The following is a 19441-nucleotide window of genomic DNA, read 5'->3' as shown; positions in this document are numbered from 1 at the left end:
GGGTTCCATGTCCACGACGACCACCACCACGCATTCCTCCTCGCCTGAAACGCTGTGGCAGGACGGGCTGTCCGAAACCGGCGACGGCCGCGCCCAGCGCGGCCGGCCCGACTGGACCGACCTCGTGTTCTTCCTGCTGCTGTCGGCCGGCGCGGGCTATGCGCTCATGCGCCATGGCGGCGCCATGGACTACTACGAGAAGATCATCCTGTGCGGCACCGTGCCGGCGCTGGCCTGGCTGGGCTGGCTGTGGCGTCCGCTGCGCGGCCTGATGGTGGCCTGTGCCATCGCGGCCGGCGTGGCGCTGATGCTCTACGGCAACGACCTGGCGCGCGCCGAGCAGGTGTTCTTCCTGAAGTACCTGTTCTCGTCGCAATCCGCCATCCTGTGGATGAGCGCGTTGTTCGCGCTGGCCATGGCCTGCTACTGGATCGGCTTCTTCAGCCCCACGGCCGCCTGGTTGGGCACGGCGCTGACCTGGGGCGCGGTGTTCGCCGGCACCACCGGCATGCTGGTGCGCTGGCGCGAAGGCCACCTGATGGGCCCGGACCTGGGCCACATCCCGGTCAGCAACCTGTATGAAGTGTTCGTGCTGTTCGCGCTGATCACGGCGCTGTTCTACCTGTACTACGAACGCAAGTACGCCACCCGTGCGCTGGGTGGCTTCGTGCTGCTGGTGGTGACCTCGGCGGTGGTGTTCCTGCTGTGGTATTCGTTCACCCGCGATGCCGGGCAGATCCAGCCCTTGGTGCCGGCGCTCAAGAGCTGGTGGATGAAGCTGCACGTGCCGGCCAACTTCATCGGCTACGGCACCTTCTCGCTGGCGGCCATGGTGGGCTTCGCCTACCTGGTCAAGCAGCATGGCCAGACCTCGTCCTGGCTCAAGCTGGCGCCGCTGTTCGTGCTGGGCGTGCTGCTGTGCGCCGAACCCATGGTGTTCCGCTCGGAAGGCCTGTCGGCCACCTGGATGCTGTATTTCGGCATCGGCGCGGTGATCGTCGGCGCCATCCTGCTGGGCCGGCGCCGCATCGCCGCCGCGCTGCCGTCGCTGGAGGTGCTGGACGACATCATGTATCGCGCCATCGCCATCGGCTTCGCCTTCTTCACGGTCGCCACCATCCTGGGCGCGCTGTGGGCGGCCGACGCCTGGGGCGCCTACTGGCAGTGGGATCCGAAGGAAACCTGGGCGCTGATCGTCTGGCTCAACTACGCGGCCTGGCTGCACATGCGCCTGATCAAGGGCCTGCGCGGCACCATGGCGGCGTACTGGGCGCTGACCGGCCTGCTGATCACCGGCTTCGCCTTCCTGGGCGTGAACATGTACCTGTCGGGCCTGCATTCCTACGGCCAGCTCTGATCGGCCGGGATCGCGCTCCAGCAAAAAGCCCCCATGCGGGGGCTTTTTGTTGCCTGCCGCGCCCGGCAGCCCAGGCGCATGCGGTCCTTGCGCGTCAGGGCAGCGCAGGCGCGGGCGGGATGATCGGCTGCTGTTGTCTCTGCTGCTTGGCGGTCGACGGCGGCTTGCCATCGGGCGTCGGCATGTATAAAGGACCCTTGTAACCGCAGGCCGCGACCAGGCCGGTCGCCACGAGCGTGGCTACAATGCGAAGAGCCATGCGGCTAGATGCCAATTGGGACACTGGGAACTCCGTAATTCTTGCAGGCTCGATTATGACCGAAACCGAATTTCTTGCGTTGATCGACCAGGTGCTGAACAGCATCGAAAGCCAGGCCGATGACTGGGCGGCTTCGCTCGACGTCGATGTCGAAACCAGCCGCAGCGGCAATGTGCTGACGATGGTATTCGAAGACAACACCCACGTGGTGGTGAACAGCCAGGCCGCGATGCAGGAGCTGTGGGTCGCGGCGCGCAGCGGCGGCTTCCATTATCGCTTCGACGGACAGCACTGGAATGACACGCGGGGCGGTCCGCAGCTGCCGGACGCGCTGTCGCAGATCTGTTCGGCCGCCGCCGGCGTGCCGGTGACGATCCGCCTGTAGCCGTTCCCGCGGGGCATCGCGCCGTCCGCCGCGCGGGCGCCTCTCGAGGCCCTTGCCCGACCGGACGCGAACGCCCGTCGGGCGGCGGTCCGGCCATGAAAAAGCCGGCTCTGTCAGAGCCGGCTTTTTCACGTTCAGAACGGTATCTTCTGCGACCAGGGGGCGGAGCCCTGGGCGCCGACGCCCGGCGCCACCTTGATGCTGTTGTCCTCGCCGCCGCCACCCAGGCCGTTGAGGAACTCGCCCAGCGTGTCGGCTTGCGGCAGGCCCAGGCGGGCCACCGCCTGTCCCGGCGGGAATTCCGAGAAATAGTATTCGCCGTTCTCGACGATGATACCGTCCGGGCGGGGGCGCGGCTTTTCCTCGGGCACGCCCTTGAGCGCGGTCTGCATGTAGTCCACCCAGATCGGCATGGCGACGCCGCCGCCGGTCTCGCGCGAGCCCAGCGACTTGGGCTGGTCGAAGCCCAGCCACGAGGTCGCGACCAGCGAGGGCGTGTAGCCCGAGAACCAGGCGTCCACCGATTCGTTGGTGGTGCCGGTCTTGCCGGCGATGTCGTTGCGCTTGAGCAGCACGCGCGCGCGGGCGGCGGTGCCGTAGGTGGCCACGCCGCGCAGGATGTCGTCCATGATCCAGGCGGTGCGCGGATCGATGGCGCGGGCCGCTGCGTCGCCGGCCACGACCGGCTTGGACTGCATGATGACCTTGCCGTTGCTGTCGGTCACGCGGTCGATCAGGTAGGGCGTGATGCGGTAGCCGCCATTGGCGAAGACTGCGTAGGCGCCGGCCACCTGCAGCGGCGTGACCGAGCCCGCGCCCAGCGCCAGCGGCAGCACCGCGGGCTGGCGGGCCTTGTCGAAGCCGAAGCGGGTCAGGTAGTCCTGGCCGTACTGCGGGCCGATGGCCTGCAGGATGCGGATCGACACCATGTTCTTGGACTTGTACAGGCCCTGGCGCAGTGTCAGCATGGGCTCGTACTGGTTGCCGTAGTTCTTGGGCGTCCAGGCCTTGGAGCCGGTCTGGGCCGCCGACAGCTCGAACGGCAGGTCGGAGATCTGCGTGGCCGGCGTCAGGCCGCGTTCCAGCGAGGCGGCGTAGATGAAGGGCTTGATGTTCGAGCCCGGCTGGCGCCAGGCCTGGGTCACGCGGTTGAAGTTGCCGCGATAGAAGTCGAAGCCGCCCACCATGGCGCGGATGGCGCCGTCTTGCGGCGACAGGGCGACGAAGGCCGCCTGCACGGCCGGCAGGTTGATGATTTCCCAGTTGTCGCCGAACTTGCGGATGTAGACCACCGAGCCGCGCTTGATGCGCTGTTCGGGCTTGGCCTTGTCGTTCAGCGCGCGCGCCACCACGCCCAGCACCTTCTTGTCGGTGATGGTGATGATCTCGCGCGAGCTGCGCGCCAGCTTCACTTCGGTGGGGCTGGCCGACAGCACCAGCGCGGTCAGCAGGTCGCCGCTGTCGCTGAACTTGTCGAACACGCCGTCCAGGAAGTCGTCCAGCGCCTGCGGGTTGCTCTCGGTGCCGGCGGGCAGGTCGAGCTGCTCTTCCGGGCCGGGGTAGGGCGCGCGGCGGGTGTATTCCAGCACGCCCTCGCGCACGGCGCGGTAGGCGGCTTCCTGGTCCTTGGACTGCACCGTGGTGTAGATGTTCAGGCCGCGCGAATAGACGTTGTCCTGGTACACGTTGAACAGCAGCTGGCGCGCCAGCTCGGCCACGTATTCGCCGTGGATGGCGTAGCCGCCGGCGGGCGTGCCCTCGGCCGACTTCATCACGATGGGCTGGGCCATCGCCTGCTTGTACTCGGCCTCGGTCAGGTAGCCCAGCGACTGCATGCGGCCCAGCACGTAGCGCTGGCGCAGCTCGGCGCGGGGGCGGTTGGCGATCGGGTTGAAGCGCGACGGGGCCTTGGGGATGCCGGCCAGCATGGCGGCCTCGGCCGGCGTGATGTCCGACAGCTGCTTGCCGAAATAGGTGCGCGACGCGGCGGCGAAGCCGTAGGCGCGGTGGCCCAGGTAGATCTGGTTCATGTACAGCTCAAGGATCTGGTCCTTGGTGAGCTGGGACTCGATCTTGAATGTGAGCAGCAGCTCGTAGAATTTGCGCGAGTAGGTCTTTTCCGACGACAGGTAGAAGTTGCGCGCCACCTGCATGGTGATCGTGCTGGCGCCCTGCGTCTTGGACATGTTGACGAGGTTGGTCAGGCCGGCGCGCACCACGCCCACCCAGTCGATGCCGCCGTGCTGGTAGAAGCGGTCGTCCTCGGCCGCCAGCACCGCGGACTTCATCACGTCCGGGATTTCGTTGAAGCGCAGCACGTTGCGGCGCTCTTCGCCGAACTCGCCGATCAGCACCCGGTCGGCCGTGTAGACGCGCAGCGGCACCCGCGGACGGTAGTCCGTCATGGCGTTCAGGTCGGGCAGGTTGGGCCAGGCCAGCGCCAGCGCCATGCCGGCCAGCAGCACGCCGCACAGGAACAGGCCCGCGCAGAAAATGCCCGCCTTGACGAAAAATCGCAGGAACGGCGAACCGCCTTTGGCGGGCTTGTCTTTCTTGGAGGAATTCTGGGGCTTGCTCATCGCGGCGATTTTACGGGTATCTCAGGTCCCGCCTGGGAGCGGGAAGCCGGTTTCTGTAACAATATCGTTCAGTGTGGCACGCGGGCAACTGGCGGCAATGTGATAATTGCCGTCATGAACGTATCCGCAAGCTCATGTCCGGAGGCTGACCCGGACCTGGCGCCCTCCGGCGAGGCGCCCGAACTCCAGCCCTGCGCCGCCGAATGCGCCGGCAAGACCGTGACCCTGCCGCATGACCTGCCCGTGTTCCTGGTGGGCATGATGGGGGCGGGCAAGACAACCATAGGCCGCAGCCTGGCGCGCGCCCTGGGGCGCGACTTCGTCGATCTGGATCATGAGCTGGAGGCGCGTTGCGGCGTGCGTGTGCCGGTAATCTTCGAAATCGAGGGTGAGGCCGGTTTCCGTCGCCGGGAATCCGCCGCACTGGAAGAGTGTACCCAACGGCGCAACATTATTCTCGCCACCGGCGGCGGGGCCATCCTGGCGCCGGAAAACCGCCAGCGGCTGCACGAGCGCGGCATCGTCGTCTATCTGAGGGCCAGCGTGGATGAATTGTTCCGCCGCACCTGCCGCGACCGCAACCGCCCGCTGCTGGCTACGGCCGATCCCAAGGGCACGCTGCGCGACCTGATGACCCGCCGCGAGCCCTACTACCGCGAAGTCGCCGACCTGGTGGTCGAGACCGGTTCCACGCCCATCCAGACCCTGGTCAAGGGTCTGCTGCCGCAATTGCAAGCTTTCGAGAAGCGCACATGAATGTAGTCGAGGTCGACACTCCCGGGGGCAGCTACCCCATCCATATCGGCCCCGGCCGCCTGGACCGCCTGGACCAGTGCATCCCGGCCGACGCCACCGCCATCGCCGTGGTCACCAATCCGACCGTGGCGGCGCTGTACGGCGAGCGCGCCGAGGCGGCGCTGGCGCGCACCGGCAAGCGCGTGCTGCGCATCGAGCTGCCCGACGGCGAGTCCTACAAGGACTGGCAGTCGCTCAACCTGATCTTCGATGCGCTGCTGTCGCAGCGGCTGGACCGGCGCTGCGTGCTGGTGGCGCTGGGCGGCGGGGTGATCGGCGACATGACCGGCTTCGCGGCCGCCGTCTACATGCGCGGCGTGCGCTTCCTGCAGGTGCCGACCACGCTGCTGGCGCAGGTCGATTCCTCGGTGGGCGGCAAGACCGCGGTCAACCACCCGCTGGGCAAGAACATGATCGGCGCGTTCTACCAGCCGGTGGCGGTCGAGATCGATACCGACGTGCTGAACACGTTGCCGGCGCGCGAAGTGTCGGCCGGGCTGGCCGAGGTGATCAAGTACGGCCTGATCCTGGACCCGGACTTCTGGGCCTGGTGCGAACAGAACGCGCCCAAGCTGCGCGCGCTGGATCCGGACGCCGTGACCTACGCCATCCGCCGCTCCTGCGAGCTGAAGGCGCAGGTGGTGGGCAAGGACGAACGCGAGTCCGGCCTGCGCGCCATCCTGAACCTGGGCCACACCTTCGGCCATGCCATCGAGGCGGGCCTGGGCTATGGCGCCTGGCTGCACGGCGAGGCCGTGGGCTGCGGCATGGTGCAGGCGGCCGAGCTGTCGGCCGACGTGGCGGGCTTTGCGCGCGCCGACGTCGCGCGCGTGCGCGCGCTGGTCGAGGGCATCGGCTGCCCGGTCACCGCGCCCGACCTGGGCGCCGACCGCTGGCTGGACCTGATGCAGGTCGACAAGAAGACCGAGGGCGGCTCGATCCGCTACGTGCTCATGACCCGCATCGGCAAGGCCGTGACCCGCGCGGCGCCCGACGAGGCGGTGCGCGCCGTATTGGCCCGGACCACCGGCTAGATCGACAACCGTGACAGGAGACGGTGCAGTGCAGATGAACGAATTGGCTTCCTATGCATCCGACCCGTCCCGATCGCGCGGCCGGACCCATGCCGAGCCTCCGCCGGAAAATCGGACCGAGTTCCAGCGCGATCGCGACCGCATCGTGCATTCCGGCGCGTTCCGGCGGCTGGAATACAAGACCCAGGTCTTCGTCAACCACGAAGGCGACCTGTTCCGCACCCGCCTGACCCACAGCCTGGAAGTGGCGCAGATCGCGCGCACGCTGGCGCGCAGCCTGGCCCTGTCGGAAGACCTGACCGAGGCCATCTCGCTGGCCCATGACCTGGGCCATACGCCGTTCGGCCACGCCGGCCAGGACGAACTCAACGCCTGCATGCGCGAGCTGGCGCCCGAGGCCGGCGGCTTCGAGCACAACCTGCAGAGCCTGCGCGTGGTGGACGAGCTGGAAGAGCGCTACGCCGATTTCAACGGCCTGAACCTGTGCTTCGAGACGCGCGAAGGCATCCTCAAGCACTGCTCGGCGGCGCACGCGCGCCAGCTGGGCGCGGTGGGCGTGCGCTTCCTGGAGCGCACCCAGCCCTCGTTGGAGGCGCAGCTGGCCAACCTGGCCGACGAGATCGCCTACAACAACCACGACATCGACGACGGCCTGCGGTCGGGCCTGATCACGGTCGAGCAGATGCAGGACGTGGCCATCTTCGGCCGCCATCACGCCGAGGTGCTGGCGCGCTATCCCGATCTGCCGTCGCGCCGCGCCGTGTCGGAAACCATCCGTCGCATGATCAACACGCTGATCACCGACCTGACCCGCACCTCGCTGGCGCGCATCGCCGAGCATGCGCCGGCCAGCGCCGACGACGTGCGGCGCGCGCCGCCGCTGGCCGGCTTTTCGGACGAGATCCGGCGCGAGGCCGACGAGCTGAAGAAATTCCTGTTCGACAACCTGTACCGCCACTACCGCGTGCTGCGCATGACCGCCAAGGCGCGCCGCATCGTGCGCGAACTGTTCGCGGCCTTCCTGGACGACCCGCGCCTGCTGCCGCCCGACTATCGCCGGCCGGCCTTCAACGAACAGGCGCGCGCCATCGCCGATTACATCGCCGGCATGACCGACCGCTACGCCATCCGCGAACACAAGCGCCTGTTCGAGATGGCGTAGACACGGATCGGTCTCGGTCCCCATGGCGCGATTGCGCCGCATGCGACAGGTATCACCCCATCGGGATGCCATGGAGCCGGCTTTGCCGGTCCATAGGCATGCCCCCTTGAGGGGGAAGCGCGTTAGCGCTTCGGGGGTGGGCCTACCCCTCCAGGAAGCGCTGCGTCAGCAGCACCCAGTACGCCGCGCCCACCGGCAGGCTGTGGTCGTTGAAGTCGTAGCCGGGGTTGTGCACCATGCAGGCGCCGTGGCCGCTGTTGAAGCCGTCCGGCGAGCCATCGCCGTTGCCGACCAGCAGGTACGAGCCGGGCACTTCTTCCAGCATGAAGGCGAAGTCCTCGCTGCCGGTCAGCGGCCGCGTCTGCGGCACGACCTTGTCCGCGCCCACCAGTTCCAGCGCCACCTGGCGCGCGAAATCGGTTTCGGCGACGGTGTTGACCAGCACCGGATAGCCGCGCTTGTAGTCGATGGTGGCGCGCACCTGGTAGCTGGCGGCCTGGTTGTGGACCAGCTCGGTGATGCGGTCTTCCAGCAGGTTGCGCACGTCGCGGTCCAGCGCGCGCACGCTGAGCTTGAGCGTCGCTGTCTGCGGAATGACGTTGTTGGCCTTGCCGGCGTTGAAGGCGCCCACCGTGATCACCGACATGTGCAGCGGATCGACGTTGCGGGCCACGATGCTCTGCAGGCCCATGACGATGGCCGCGCCGGCGACCACCGGATCGGCGGCGCAATGCGGCATCGCGCCGTGCCCGCCCACGCCTTCCAGCGTGATGGTGACGTTGTCCGAGGACGCCATGGCCGCGCCGTCGCGCAGTAGCAGGTGGCCTTGCGGATGGCCGGGCATGTTGTGCATGGCGAAGATGGCGTCGCACGGATACTTGCTGAACAGCCCGTCCTCCATCATGCGCTTGGCGCCGCCCAGGCCTTCCTCGGCCGGTTGGAAGATCAGGTTCAGCGTGCCGTCGAACTCGCCATGCTTGGCCAGGTGATGCGCCGCCGCCAGCAGCATGGCGGTGTGGCCGTCGTGGCCACAGGCGTGCATGATGCCTTCGTTGCAGCTGGCGTGTTCCAGGCCGGTGGCTTCCTGGATCGGCAGCGCGTCCATGTCGGCGCGCAGGCCCAGGCGCTTGCTGCCCTTGCCGCGGCGCAGCTGGCCGACCACGCCGGTGCCGCCCAGGCCGCGCTCGACTTCATAGCCCCATTGCGTCAGGCATTGCGCCACCAGGTCGCTGGTGCGGAATTCCTGGTAGCCCAGCTCGGGATGACGGTGGATGTCGCGGCGCAGCGCGACGAATGCGTCGGCGCCCTGGGTAACGGTTTCAAGAATCGGATGCATGTCGGGGTTGTCTCCGTTTGAGTGTGTGGCGCGCGGGGCGGTCAGGGCGCGTCGGCCAGTTTCACATGGCTGGAAATTTCGCGGAAGCGCACGGTCTCGGCCTGGTACATGGCGTCGGCCTCGGCCGGGGTCATGGGCGCCGACACCTCGATGTTCTGCGTCTCCAGGCCGCGCTTGACCTCGGCGTCCTGCATCGCGGCGTTGAGCGCGGCGTGCAGCCGCGCCACCACGTCCGCCGGGGTATCGCGCTTGACGAAGTAGCCGGTCCAGGTGGTGAAGTTGAAGCCCTTGAGCAGCTCGCCCTCGTTGACCGAGGGCACGGCCGCCAGCGCGGGCAGGGCGCTGCGGCGCGGGCTGAGCGTGCCCAGCAGCTTGACGCGGCCCTGCTCGGCCAGCGCCACGTGCTGCTGCGCCAGCGGCAGGATGGCGAAATCGACCTGGCCGCCGCCCATGTCCTGCATCAGCGGCGCGCCGCCCTTGTAGGGCACGTGCATCATTTCCGCGCCGATGGTGCGCGCCATGTGTTCGCCCAGCACGTGATACAGCGAGCCCACGCCCACGCTGCCGAAGCTGAGCGGCTGCGTGGCCGCGCGCGATCGCGCCAGCTTGACGAGTTCATCGGCGTTGTTGGCCGGCAGGTCCTTGCGCGCCACGATCACCAGCGGCGCCAGGCCGATCATCTGCACCAGCTGGAAGTCCTCGCTCTTGAGCTTGACGCTGGCGTTGGCGAGGGGCGCCAGGATCAGTTCGTTGGGCGAGCCCTGGAACAGGTAGTAGCCGTCGGCGCGGGCCGACAGCACTTTCTGCGCGCCCAGCGCGCCGCTGACGCCGCCCAGGTTTTCCACCAGCACCGGCTGGCCCAGCTGCTTGGACGTGGGCGCCGCCACGACGCGGGCGATGGCGTCCGATGCGCCGCCGGCGGGGTAGGGGACCATCATCATGACGGGGCGGCTGGGGTAGTCCGCCGCGCTCGCGCCCTGGCTCATCAGCGTCGCGCCGAGCGCCAGCATACAGCCGGCCAGGCGCAGGCATCCGGATAGCGTGCCCATACTTGTTTCCCTTGAAGTGTTATGAGTATCCGGAATCCTAGGGACAGTGCTCGCTAGTTGTCTAACGACTTGTTATTCTGGGATGTAGAAAAAAAACTCATACTTGGACATGAACCTCAAGCAGCTGGAGCACCTGTTGGCCGTGGCCGAGGCCGGTTCGTTCAGCCGCGCGGCCGAGCGTCTGCACCTCACGCAGTCGGCGCTGAGCCGCAGCATTCGCCTGCTGGAGGAAGACCTGGGCACGCGGCTGCTGGACCGCATGGGCAAGCGCACCGAGCTGACGCCGCTGGGCCTGACCGTGGCCAGCCGCGCGCGCCGCATCCTGTTCGAATCGGCCGAGCTGCGCCGCAGCACCGACCTGTTGACGCAGGGCGGGCAGGGCACCATCAGCATCGCGCTGGGCTCGGGGCCGGGCGTGCTGCTGCTGACGCCGCTGCTGGTGCACGTGGCGCAGCAGCACCCGCAGCTGCGCATCGAGGTAATGCGCGGGTCGCAGGAAGCGCACCTGGGCATGCTGCGCACGCGCAGGCTGGATGCGCTGGTGGTGGACATCCGCGGCATCGCGCCGTCGGCGGACCTGCGCATCGAGCCGGTGTCGCAGATGCGCGCGGGCTTCATCTGCCGCAGCGGCCATCCGCTGGCGGGACTGCACAGGCCGCCGCGTTTCGCCGAGGTGGCCACGTACCCGCTGGCGTCCACCTTCCTGCCGGCGGATACCGCGCGGATCCTCATCGACCGCTACGGCATCGGCGCCGATCCCACGACCGCCGTGCGCCTGCGTTGCGAGGAGATCGGCAGCCTGCTGGAAACGGTGCGCGCCTCGGACGCGGTGTTCCTGGGCATCGTGGCGGCGGCGCGCGAGGGCATCCTGTCGGGGGAGCTGATCGAGCTGATGCTGGATCCGCCGCTGGACAGCCATGCGCAGTTCGCGCTGGTGACGCTGGCCGGCCGCACCGAGGCGCCGGCGATGGGACTGCTGCGCGCCTTCGTGAGCGATCGCCTGCGCGATTGAGCGCGCGCCGGTTTGGTGCGGACCGGCTGCGCGCCGCTTCGCGGCCAGGCGTTTCAGCGCGCCTTGGTTGCGGTCACGCGGCCGCTTCGGCCTGCGAGTCGCGGATCCATTCCTGCATGGCCGGGTGCGCCAGCACGGCATCCATGTAGGCGCGCGCGTCGCCGGTGACGCTGACGCCATAGGTGGTGAAGCGCGACACCACCGGCGCGTAGAACGCGTCGGCGATGGAGAAGGCGCCGAACAGGAAGGGACCGCCCTGGCCGAACTGCGCGCGCGCGTCCTGCCAGAGGTCCAGAATCCGGGAGATGTCCTGCCGGACGGCGTCGGAGAATTCGGCGGCGGGCAGGCGCGCCGCCACATTCAGCGGCATGGCCTGGCGCAGCGCGGCGAAGCCGCTGTGCATCTGCGCCGCCAGCGAACGCGCGCGGGCTCGCGCCTGGGGTTGCGCCGGCCACAGGCCAGCCTCGGGATGGCGGTCGGCCAGGTATTCGCAGATGGCCAGCGAATCCCAGATCGCGAATTCGTCAGCCAGCAGCACCGGCACCAGCCCGGCGGGCGAGACTTCGCCCACGCCGCGGGCGAACGCCTCGGTGTTGAACGCCAGCTTCTGCTCGGTGAAGGCAATGCCCGCCGCGCGCAGCGCCAGCCAGGGGCGCATGGACCAGGAAGAGAGATTCTTGTTGCCGATGATCAGGGTGTACATGTGTCGCGTGCTATGTGGGTGAAAAATCAGCCGGCCGTGCGGCGCAGCACCTTGCCCAGGTAGTGGCCGGTATGGCTGGCCTCGGTGGCCGCCACGGTTTCAGGCGTGCCTTGCGCGACCACGCGCCCGCCGCCGTCGCCGCCTTCCGGGCCCATGTCGACCAGCCAGTCGGCCGTCTTGATCACGTCCAGGTTGTGTTCGATGATGAGCACGGTGTTGCCGCTGTCCACCAGCTGGTTCAGCACCTGCAGCAGCAGTTCGATGTCGCGGAAGTGCAGGCCGGTGGTGGGTTCGTCCAGGATATACAGCGTGCGCCCGGTGCTGCGGCGCGACAGCTCCAGCGACAGCTTGACGCGCTGCGCCTCGCCGCCGGACAGCGTGGTGGCGCTCTGGCCCAGCCGGATGTAGGACAGGCCCACGTCGATCAGCGTGTGCAGCTTGCGCGCGATGGCCGGCACCGACTCGAAGTATTCCAGCGCCTGTTCCACCGTCAGGTCCAGCACCTCGCTGATGTTGCGGCCGCGGTAGCGGATCTCCAGCGTTTCGCGGTTGTAGCGCTTGCCGTGGCAGACATCGCAGGGCACGTACATGTCGGGCAGGAAGTGCATTTCCACCTTGACCACGCCGTCGCCCTGGCAGGCCTCGCAGCGTCCGCCCTTGACGTTGAAGCTGAAGCGGCCCGGATCGTAGCCGCGCGTGCGCGCTTCCGGCACGCCGGCGAACAGTTCGCGGATCGGCGTGAACAGGCCCGTGTAGGTGGCCGGGTTGCTGCGCGGCGTGCGGCCGATGGGGCTCTGGTCGACGCTGATGATCTTGTCGAAATGCTCCAGGCCCTGCATGGCCGCGTAGGGCGCGGGTTCGCTCTGCGCGTGGTGCAGCTGGCGCGACACGGCCACGGCCAGCGTGTCGTTGACCAGCGTGGACTTGCCTGAGCCGGACACGCCGGTCACGCAGACCAGCCGGCCGGCGGGGATGCGCAGGTCCACGTTCTTCAGGTTGTTGCCGGTGGCGCCGGTGAGCGTCAGCCAGGGCAGCTCGTCGTTGACCGGCCGGCGCTGCGGAATGGCGATGGCGCGCGCGCCGCTCAGGTACTGGCCGGTGAGCGAGGCGGGGTCGCGCTGCACGGTTTCGGGATCGCCCTGCGCCACCACCTGGCCGCCGTGTTCGCCGGCGCCGGGGCCCATGTCCACGACCCAGTCGGCCATGCGGATCATGTCCTCGTCGTGCTCGACCACGATCACGCTGTTGCCCAGATCGCGCAGGTGCTGCAGCGTGCCGATCAGGCGGTCGTTGTCGCGCTGGTGCAGGCCGATGGACGGCTCGTCCAGCACGTACATGACGCCGGTCAGGCCCGAGCCGATCTGGCTGGCCAGCCGGATGCGCTGGGCCTCGCCGCCGGAAATCGTGTCGGCGCTGCGGTCCAGCGACAGGTAGTTCAGGCCCACGTTGTTCAGGAAGCTCAGCCGTGCCTCGATTTCGCGCACGATGCGCTGCGCGATCTCCTGCTTGGCGCCGGCCAGGCTCAGGTCGCGGAACCAGGCCAGGCAGGCCGACAGCGGCATGGCCTCGACTTCGTAGATGGCCTGGCCTTGGCGTTCGCCGCCGCGCGGGTCCTGGCCGATCAGCACGTTGCGGGCCTCGGGCCGCAGGCGCGAGCCGCCGCAATCGGGGCAGGTCTTGATGTTGCGGTACTTGCCCAGCTCTTCGCGCACGGTGGCCGAATCGGTCTCGCGCCAGCGGCGCTCCAGGTTCGGGATCACGCCTTCGAAGGTGTGGCGCTTGACCGTGCTGCGGCCCTTTTCGTTCAGATAGACGAAGGAGATCTCTTCGTCGCCCGAACCGTACAGCACCTTATGGCGCACGTCCTCGGGCAGTTCCTCGAACGGCGCTTCGATCTCGAATTCATAGTGCGCGGCCAGGCTGGTGAGCAGCGAGTGAGTGAAGGCGTTGCGGCGGTCCCAGCCTCGGATCGCGCCGGCGGCCAGGCTCAGCTCGGGGAAGGCGACCACGCGCTTGGGGTCGAAGAATCCGACCTGTCCGATGCCGTCGCAGCTGGGGCAGGCGCCCATCGGGTTGTTGAAGCTGAACAGCCGCGGCTCCAGTTCCGGCAGGCTGTGGCTGCAGACCGGGCAGGCGTAGCGGCTGGAGAAGACCTGTTCGCGGCTGCTGTCCATGTCCAGCGCCAGCGCGCGGCCCTCGGCCAGCTGCAGCGCGGTCTCGAAGCTCTCGGCCAGGCGCTGCTTGCTCTCGGGCTTGATGCGCAGGCGGTCGATCACCACGTCGATGTCGTGCTTCTCGGATTTCTTCAGCGGCGCCATGCCGTCGATTTCCAGCAGCTGGCCGTCCACCCGCAGGCGCACATAGCCCTGCGCCTGCAGGCTGGCGCATTCGTCCTCGAAGCTGCCTTTCTTGCCGCGCGCGATCGGCGCCAGCACGGCCAGCCGGGTGTCGGCCGGCCAGGCCATCACGGCGTCCACCATCTGGCTCACGCTCTGCGCCTGCAGCGGCAGGCCATGGTCCGGGCAATACGGCGTGCCGACGCGCGCGTACAGCAGGCGCAGGTAGTCGTGGATCTCGGTGATGGTGCCGACGGTGGAGCGCGGGTTGTGGCCGGCGGCCTTCTGCTCGATCGAGATGGCCGGCGACAGGCCCTCGATCAGGTCCACGTCCGGCTTGTCCATCAGTTGCAGGAACTGCCGCGCGTAGGCCGACAGGCTCTCGACATAGCGGCGCTGGCCTTCGGCGTACAGCGTGTCGAAGGCGAGCGAGGACTTGCCCGAGCCGGACAGGCCGGTCACCACCACCAGCTTGTGGCGCGGCAGGTCCAGCGAGACGTTCTTGAGGTTGTGGGTGCGCGCACCCCGTATGCGTATCGTCGAGTCCATCGATTGCGTCCGTCGTCGTGGCATCGCAGGCCAACTTGGTACTATAGCGCGCCGAGTAGTCCCGCGTTCAAGGTTGGTCCGCCAGGTTTGCCGAGGGGCCGCTCCGAGGCCATTACCGTCCAATAATCCGCATGCCGGCAGAAACCAAACTGAAATTGACCCCTTCCGAGCGCCGCGCCAGCGTGGCGCTGGCGGGATTGTTCGCGGCGCGCATGCTGGGGCTGTTCCTGTTGCTGCCGGTCTTCGCGGTGGCGGCGCGCGGCCTGCCCGGCGGCGACGATCCGGCCCGCGTGGGCCTGGCGCTGGGCATGTACGGCCTGACCCAGGCCTTCATGCAGATTCCCTTCGGGCTGGCATCCGACCGCTGGGGCCGCCGGCCCGTGGTGATCGCCGGCCTTTTGCTGTTCGTGGCCGGCAGCGTGGTCTGCGCCCAGGCGTCGGACGTGTTCTGGATCACCATCGGCCGCGCCATCCAGGGCGCGGGCGCCATTTCCGCCGCCGTCACCGCCTGGCTGGCCGATGCCACCCGCGACGAGGTGCGCACCCGCGCCATGGCCATGGTCGGCGGCTCGATCGGCCTGTCCTTCGCCGCCTCGCTGGTGCTGTCGCCCGTGCTGGTGGGCTGGTGGGGGCTGTCCGGCCTGTTCTGGACCATCGCCTGTCTGGGCGTGGTGTGCCTGGCCGTGGCGCGCTGGGTCGTGCCGGTGGTGCCGCGCACCCAGGCCCGCGCCATGCAGGCGGCCCGGCCGCGCGAGGTGCTGCTGCATCCCGACCTGTTGCGGCTGAACTTCGGCGTATTCGTGCTGCATCTGGTGCAGGTGGCGCTGTTCGTGGTCGCGCCGGCGCTGCTGGCCAAGGTCGGCGGGCTGGACGCGCGCGAACTGTGGAAGGTCTATCTGCCGGTCATCCTGGTGTCCTTCGTGCTGATGGTGCCGGTCGTGTTCGTGGCCGAAAAGCGCCGCGCCCATCGCGGCGCCCTTCGGGCGGCCGTGGCCGGACTGGCGCTGGTGTGCGCGCTGCTGCCGATGGCCAGCCAGGGCTTCTATGGCTTCGCCATCGCCCTGACGGGTTTTTTCGTGGTGTTCAACGTGCTCGAAGCCTTGCAGCCGTCGCTGGTGTCGCGGGTGGCGCCGGCGGCCTACAAGGGCCTGGCGCTGGGCTTCTACAACACGGCCCAGGCCGCCGGCCTGTTCACCGGCGGCGCGCTGGGCGGCTGGCTGGCTTCGCACTCGGGCACCAACGCGGTCTTCATCGCGGCGGCGGCGCTGGCGCTGCTCTGGCTGGCCGTTACCTGGGCGCTGCGGCCGCTGGCCTAGCGTTCGGGGCGGCGGATACGCCAGAAAGTCGCGGAACGCGCCGCCATCAGGCGCGAACATCCGGCAAATCGGCGGACCGCAGAGATAGATTTGTCACGAATGGCGTTGGCGCGGCAGGCGCTTTTCGTCGATAATAGCGGGATCAATTTACGGTTTCATACTGTGCCGCCGGTCATCATCATGGTGACCGGCGTGTTTCATGAAGCCGGTCTTCAACATCGTTTTTTTATGTTGTTGCCGGCGCGCTCGCGGCAACGCGTGGGCGCAAGGCCAACAACAGAGGGACATCGGCATGGCATCGGTCAACAAAGTCATACTCGTCGGCAACCTGGGTCGCGACCCGGAAGTCCGCTACAGCCCGGACGGGGCGGCAATCTGCAACGTGTCCATCGCCACCACCTCCCAATGGAAGGACAAGGCCTCCGGCGAACGCCGCGAGGAAACCGAGTGGCACCGCGTGGTCATGTACAACCGCCTGGCTGAAATCGCCGGCGAATACCTGAAGAAGGGCCGTTCGGTCTACATCGAGGGTCGCCTGAAGACCCGCAAGTGGCAGGACAAGGACACCGGCGCCGACCGCTACAGCACCGAAATCGTCGCCGACCAGATGCAGATGCTGGGCGGCCGCGAGGGCGGTGAAGGTGGCGGCGGCAGCTACGGCGGCGGTGGCGGCTTCGACGAAGCCCCGCGCCAGCAGCGCGCCGCGCCGGCCCCGCGCCCGGCGCCCCAGCAGCGTCCCGCTCCGCAGGCCGCCCCGGCCAGCAGCGGCGCCAACCTGGCGGACATGGATGACGATATTCCGTTCTGAACGGCATCCGATCGCATCCCCCAAACCCGGCAAGTCGATGACTTGCCGGGTTTTTTATTGCCCCGGCAGGCTGCGCGGACAGCCTGTGCATATCCCTGTGGACAAGGCAGTGGGTAGCCTGTGGAAACGTTGTGTATTAACTGTGTCGCGTGGCCCGTATTTTCTTGCTAAAACGTAATCCCTGGGTTTGGCTCATGTCACCGCAGCCTGCGTAGAGTGTTTCAGATTCGTCGACAAGTCGACGGCCTCCATTCGAGACTCCTGCGCATTCCATGTCTGATCCTCATGTGACTTGCCGTCCTCGCCGCTACGGCAAGGACGGCCTGTGAAGACTTCCGCTACGCCGGCCGCCCGGCGATCCCGGCCCGTCGCTCAGCGCCTGCTGGCCAGCCGCGCCGTGGCCAGGATCCTGCGCAACCTGTACCGCTGGACGCATTCTCGCGCGCTGCGTCATAACCAGGTGCTGTGGCCGCTGTTGCGTATCGAGCGCGATGGCCAGGGCAGGCTGGCGCATTGCGCCATGCGCTGGGGCGTCACGCCCGCCCAGACCGCTTTTTCCAGCATCCGGCGCCCTGCGGGCGATGTCGCCCACCTGATCCTGAGCGGTCCGTCGGTGGCCGATATCGACTATTCCGAACTGGACCTGCCGGCGGTGATGGGCGTGAATGGCTCCATCGCGCTGCGACGCAGCCATCCGCACCTGCGTTTCGGCTACTACGCGATGCTGGACGCCGGCTTCGTGTCGCGCCGCCGCGACCTGGTGGCCGACGTGCTGGCGCAAGACCTGCTGCTGTTCGTCACGCCGGAGGTGCTGCGCTGGATCGCGCAGCTATTTTCTCCAGAGAACATTCGTTGCCGCATCACGGTCTTCGAGGAAGTGCACCAGCGCGCATACCAGCCCCGCGCGCAGCCGGAACAATTGGCGCGGACGCTGCGCGGCGACCTGGACCTGGTGCTGTTCGATGCCCATGCGCCGGTGCATCCGCTGGGCTTCAGCCTGGATCCGGCCCGCGGGCTGTTCGGCGGCGGCACGGTGGCCTATAGCGCCTTGCAACTGCTGGTCTGGCTGGGATTCCGCACGCTCTATCTGCACGGCCTGGACCTGCGCGGCGCGAGCACTTCGCCGCGCTTCTACGAGTCCGCCGATGCGCGCCTGCCGAGCGCGCTGGACAGGCAGTTCGACTCGCACATCGAGCCCGCTTTTCGCGGCGCCAGCCGGTTGCTCGGCTTGCGCGGCCTGCGGATCTACAACCTGTCGCCCGACAGCGCCCTGGATGAGAGCGTGTTTCCCAAGCGCCACTGGACGACGCTGAAGCGGCACGCACTTCCGTCCTGATCCCGCGGCGCGGCGGCAACCCCTGTTCGTTCAAGGCCACTTCATGCGCATTCTCTATACCAATTTTCACCAGGCCGACGGCGGCGGCCATACCACCTACGTGCTGTCGCTGGTGCGGGCGCTGCGGTCCGCGCACGACATTGTGGTTGCCGCGCCGGCCGGCAGCCGCCTGTTTCTGGAAGCCTCGGGCATGCCGGGCGTGCGCGTCGTGCCGATGGAGTTCAAGGGCGGCTTGCTCTCAGCCTGGCCACAGATCCGGCGCATGCGCGCGTTGCTGAAGATCGAGCGCTTCGACCTGGTGCACGTGAACGGCGCGGCCGATCACCGGCTTTGCATGCTGGCGAGCACGGGACTGCGCGGCGGGCGTCCGGCGATCGTCTACACGCAGCACAATTCGCGTTCCGGCCGCAGCCTGGGCGCGGCGTTGCGGGCTCGCCTGGCCACGGATCGCGTGATCTGCGTCAGCGAACATACCCGGCGCGGCCTGACGCGCTCTCCCTACGCGGGCTGTGGCTTGCGCACGGTGAAAAATGGGGTCGACGTGGACTATTTCACGCCGGCCACGCCGGCACAGAAGACGCTCGCCCGCGAACGCTGGCTGCCGCCATCGCAGACAGGCTGCCTGGTGGTCGGCAGCAATGCCGGCACCGCTGCGTACAAGAACTGGCCTGACATGCTGGAAGCCGTGGCCATGTTGCCTGGCGCGCTGCGCAGGCGGATCGTGGTGCTGATCGCGGGCGAGCCGCCGGACGAGGACCAGTTGCGTTGCGTCGAGTCGCTGGGCATGCAGGACCGCGTGATCTTCGTCGGCCTGCTGGGGGATGTGCGCTCGTTCCTGGCGGCGCTGGACCTGGGTTTCGTGTTGTCGTCCCGCCTGGAGACCATTTCCTTCGCTTGCCGCGAAATGATGGCCATGGGCTTGCCCGTGGTGGTGAGCGATGTTGGAGGCCTGCCGGAAAATGTGGAAGACGGCGTGGACGGCTGGGTCGTGCCGGCGTGTGCGCCGGCGGCCGTGTCGGAAGTGCTGCGCGAGGCGCTGCGCGAACCCGAGGCGCTTGAGGTCATGGGCGAGGCCGCGCGCGCCAGGGCGCTTGCCGAGTTCGGATTGCCGCGCTTTGTCGCGCAGACACAGGCGGTGTATCTGGAGGCGCTTGATCTGCCGCAGCCCAGCCGCCTGTGGCCCATCGGATGGTTCGCCTTGGGCGCCGCCACGTTCTGGGTCCAGGACCTGCTCATTTGAGGGCCGGCCTGGTGCGCCGGCAGTGGCGAAATATGTTGTTTCACAATAGCCGCTTGCGTTGTCTATCTACTAGTAGGTAATATTCATCCATCGACGCAGCGGACCAACAAGCCCGCAAGGTCGAATCCAGAAATACAGTGGCAAGCAGCAAATTTTTTTACCCTAAGCATCTATCTATAAGTAGA

Annotated in this window: 16 protein-coding genes; 10 read left to right on the top strand and 6 right to left on the bottom strand. The window is 68.0% G+C overall.

The window, feature by feature from the left end:
- Positions 1 to 7: 7 nt before the first annotated feature.
- Positions 8 to 1357 carry a c-type cytochrome biogenesis protein CcsB gene (gene ccsB, locus AC6LJ9_RS18670; protein WP_498148729.1) on the top strand — a complete coding sequence of 450 codons (1350 nt, stop codon included), beginning with the start codon at positions 8 to 10 and terminating at the stop codon, positions 1355 to 1357.
- A 94-nt stretch (positions 1358 to 1451) separates the two neighbouring features.
- On the opposite strand, the gene lptM is transcribed toward ccsB, so the two are convergent.
- A complete protein-coding gene (lptM, locus tag AC6LJ9_RS18665) occupies positions 1452 to 1616 on the bottom strand; it encodes an LPS translocon maturation chaperone LptM (protein ID WP_498148728.1) in 165 nt (54 codons plus the stop codon).
- A gap of 55 nt (positions 1617 to 1671) precedes the next feature.
- Between lptM and cyaY the strand changes: the two genes are divergently transcribed.
- Positions 1672 to 2001, top strand: a complete 330-nt coding sequence (gene cyaY, locus AC6LJ9_RS18660) for an iron donor protein CyaY (RefSeq protein ID WP_103271701.1) — start codon at positions 1672 to 1674, stop codon at positions 1999 to 2001.
- 134 nt (positions 2002 to 2135) lie between these two features.
- On the opposite strand, the gene AC6LJ9_RS18655 is transcribed toward cyaY, so the two are convergent.
- Complete coding sequence (locus AC6LJ9_RS18655; RefSeq protein ID WP_212312761.1) at positions 2136 to 4580, bottom strand: penicillin-binding protein 1A; 2445 nt, start codon at positions 4578 to 4580, stop codon at positions 2136 to 2138.
- Between the two features lie 114 nt (positions 4581 to 4694).
- Between AC6LJ9_RS18655 and AC6LJ9_RS18650 the strand changes: the two genes are divergently transcribed.
- The 3 genes from AC6LJ9_RS18650 to AC6LJ9_RS18640 are packed head-to-tail and all read left to right on the top strand — an operon-like array spanning position 4695 to position 7571.
- Complete coding sequence (locus tag AC6LJ9_RS18650; RefSeq protein WP_212312760.1) at positions 4695 to 5336, top strand: shikimate kinase; 642 nt, start codon at positions 4695 to 4697, stop codon at positions 5334 to 5336.
- Complete coding sequence (aroB, locus tag AC6LJ9_RS18645; protein WP_498148727.1) at positions 5333 to 6409, top strand: 3-dehydroquinate synthase; 1077 nt, start codon at positions 5333 to 5335, stop codon at positions 6407 to 6409. Before AC6LJ9_RS18650 ends, aroB begins: the two co-directional genes overlap by 4 nt.
- Before the next feature lie 34 nt (positions 6410 to 6443).
- Positions 6444 to 7571 carry a deoxyguanosinetriphosphate triphosphohydrolase gene (locus tag AC6LJ9_RS18640; RefSeq protein ID WP_498148726.1) on the top strand — a complete coding sequence of 376 codons (1128 nt, stop codon included), beginning with the start codon at positions 6444 to 6446 and terminating at the stop codon, positions 7569 to 7571.
- A 142-nt stretch (positions 7572 to 7713) separates the two neighbouring features.
- Here the strand turns inward: AC6LJ9_RS18640 and AC6LJ9_RS18635 are convergent, their stop codons facing one another.
- The gene (locus AC6LJ9_RS18635) at positions 7714 to 8907 is read right to left on the bottom strand and encodes a M20 aminoacylase family protein (protein WP_498148725.1); all 1194 of its coding nucleotides are present in this window, start codon (positions 8905 to 8907) and stop codon (positions 7714 to 7716) included.
- Positions 8908 to 8948: 41 nt separating this feature from the next.
- Entirely contained in the window at positions 8949 to 9956 is a 1008-nt protein-coding gene (locus AC6LJ9_RS18630; RefSeq protein WP_498148724.1) for a tripartite tricarboxylate transporter substrate binding protein, read from the bottom strand.
- A 109-nt stretch (positions 9957 to 10065) separates the two neighbouring features.
- On the opposite strand from AC6LJ9_RS18630, the gene AC6LJ9_RS18625 reads away from it, so the two are divergent.
- Positions 10066 to 10968 carry a LysR family transcriptional regulator gene (locus tag AC6LJ9_RS18625; protein ID WP_498148723.1) on the top strand — a complete coding sequence of 301 codons (903 nt, stop codon included), beginning with the start codon at positions 10066 to 10068 and terminating at the stop codon, positions 10966 to 10968.
- Positions 10969 to 11041: 73 nt separating this feature from the next.
- Here AC6LJ9_RS18625 and AC6LJ9_RS18620 read toward each other — a convergent pair whose 3' ends face one another.
- Both AC6LJ9_RS18620 and uvrA read right to left on the bottom strand, forming a co-directional pair.
- Positions 11042 to 11671, bottom strand: coding sequence for a glutathione S-transferase C-terminal domain-containing protein (locus AC6LJ9_RS18620; RefSeq protein ID WP_498148722.1), 630 nt, complete (start codon positions 11669 to 11671; stop codon positions 11042 to 11044).
- Positions 11672 to 11697: 26 nt separating this feature from the next.
- Complete coding sequence (gene uvrA / locus AC6LJ9_RS18615) at positions 11698 to 14556, bottom strand: excinuclease ABC subunit UvrA (RefSeq protein WP_498148721.1); 2859 nt, start codon at positions 14554 to 14556, stop codon at positions 11698 to 11700.
- A gap of 131 nt (positions 14557 to 14687) precedes the next feature.
- Between uvrA and AC6LJ9_RS18610 the strand changes: the two genes are divergently transcribed.
- The 4 genes from AC6LJ9_RS18610 (at position 14688) to AC6LJ9_RS18595 (ending at position 19256) form a co-directional block, all read left to right on the top strand.
- On the top strand, positions 14688 to 15872 hold the full coding sequence (locus AC6LJ9_RS18610) for an MFS transporter (RefSeq protein ID WP_498148720.1): 1185 nt from the start codon (positions 14688 to 14690) through the stop codon (positions 15870 to 15872).
- 292 nt (positions 15873 to 16164) lie between these two features.
- Positions 16165 to 16680: a single-stranded DNA-binding protein gene (ssb, locus tag AC6LJ9_RS18605; protein ID WP_103271690.1), complete on the top strand. Its 516-nt coding sequence runs from the start codon at positions 16165 to 16167 to the stop codon at positions 16678 to 16680.
- Positions 16681 to 17005: 325 nt separating this feature from the next.
- Positions 17006 to 18016 carry a WaaZ-like lipopolysaccharide core biosynthesis protein gene (locus AC6LJ9_RS18600; protein ID WP_498148719.1) on the top strand — a complete coding sequence of 337 codons (1011 nt, stop codon included), beginning with the start codon at positions 17006 to 17008 and terminating at the stop codon, positions 18014 to 18016.
- 43 nt (positions 18017 to 18059) lie between these two features.
- Positions 18060 to 19256 carry a glycosyltransferase gene (locus AC6LJ9_RS18595; RefSeq protein WP_498148718.1) on the top strand — a complete coding sequence of 399 codons (1197 nt, stop codon included), beginning with the start codon at positions 18060 to 18062 and terminating at the stop codon, positions 19254 to 19256.
- Positions 19257 to 19441: the final 185 nt, after the last annotated feature.

The organism is Achromobacter sp. 1011811831, assembly GCF_059760905.1.
This window is presented reverse-complemented; position numbering and strand designations above follow the sequence as displayed.

Bases quoted from the DNA above. Each gene is read 5' to 3' on its own strand.
- cyaY (WP_103271701.1), top strand. From the start codon at position 1,672: ATGACCGAAACCGAATTTCTTGCGTTGATCGACCAGGTGCTGAACAGC.
- AC6LJ9_RS18655 (WP_212312761.1), bottom strand. From the start codon at position 4,580: ATGAGCAAGCCCCAGAATTCCTCCAAGAAAGACAAGCCCGCCAAAGGC.
- AC6LJ9_RS18595 (WP_498148718.1), top strand. From the start codon at position 18,060: ATGCGCATTCTCTATACCAATTTTCACCAGGCCGACGGCGGCGGCCAT.
- ssb (WP_103271690.1), top strand. From the start codon at position 16,165: ATGGCATCGGTCAACAAAGTCATACTCGTCGGCAACCTGGGTCGCGAC.
- ccsB (WP_498148729.1), top strand. From the start codon at position 8: ATGTCCACGACGACCACCACCACGCATTCCTCCTCGCCTGAAACGCTG.
- lptM (WP_498148728.1), bottom strand. From the start codon at position 1,616: ATGGCTCTTCGCATTGTAGCCACGCTCGTGGCGACCGGCCTGGTCGCG.
- AC6LJ9_RS18630 (WP_498148724.1), bottom strand. From the start codon at position 9,956: ATGGGCACGCTATCCGGATGCCTGCGCCTGGCCGGCTGTATGCTGGCG.
- uvrA (WP_498148721.1), bottom strand. From the start codon at position 14,556: ATGGACTCGACGATACGCATACGGGGTGCGCGCACCCACAACCTCAAG.
- AC6LJ9_RS18640 (WP_498148726.1), top strand. From the start codon at position 6,444: ATGAACGAATTGGCTTCCTATGCATCCGACCCGTCCCGATCGCGCGGC.
- AC6LJ9_RS18610 (WP_498148720.1), top strand. From the start codon at position 14,688: ATGCCGGCAGAAACCAAACTGAAATTGACCCCTTCCGAGCGCCGCGCC.
- aroB (WP_498148727.1), top strand. From the start codon at position 5,333: ATGAATGTAGTCGAGGTCGACACTCCCGGGGGCAGCTACCCCATCCAT.
- AC6LJ9_RS18635 (WP_498148725.1), bottom strand. From the start codon at position 8,907: ATGCATCCGATTCTTGAAACCGTTACCCAGGGCGCCGACGCATTCGTC.
- AC6LJ9_RS18625 (WP_498148723.1), top strand. From the start codon at position 10,066: ATGAACCTCAAGCAGCTGGAGCACCTGTTGGCCGTGGCCGAGGCCGGT.
- AC6LJ9_RS18620 (WP_498148722.1), bottom strand. From the start codon at position 11,671: ATGTACACCCTGATCATCGGCAACAAGAATCTCTCTTCCTGGTCCATG.
- AC6LJ9_RS18650 (WP_212312760.1), top strand. From the start codon at position 4,695: ATGAACGTATCCGCAAGCTCATGTCCGGAGGCTGACCCGGACCTGGCG.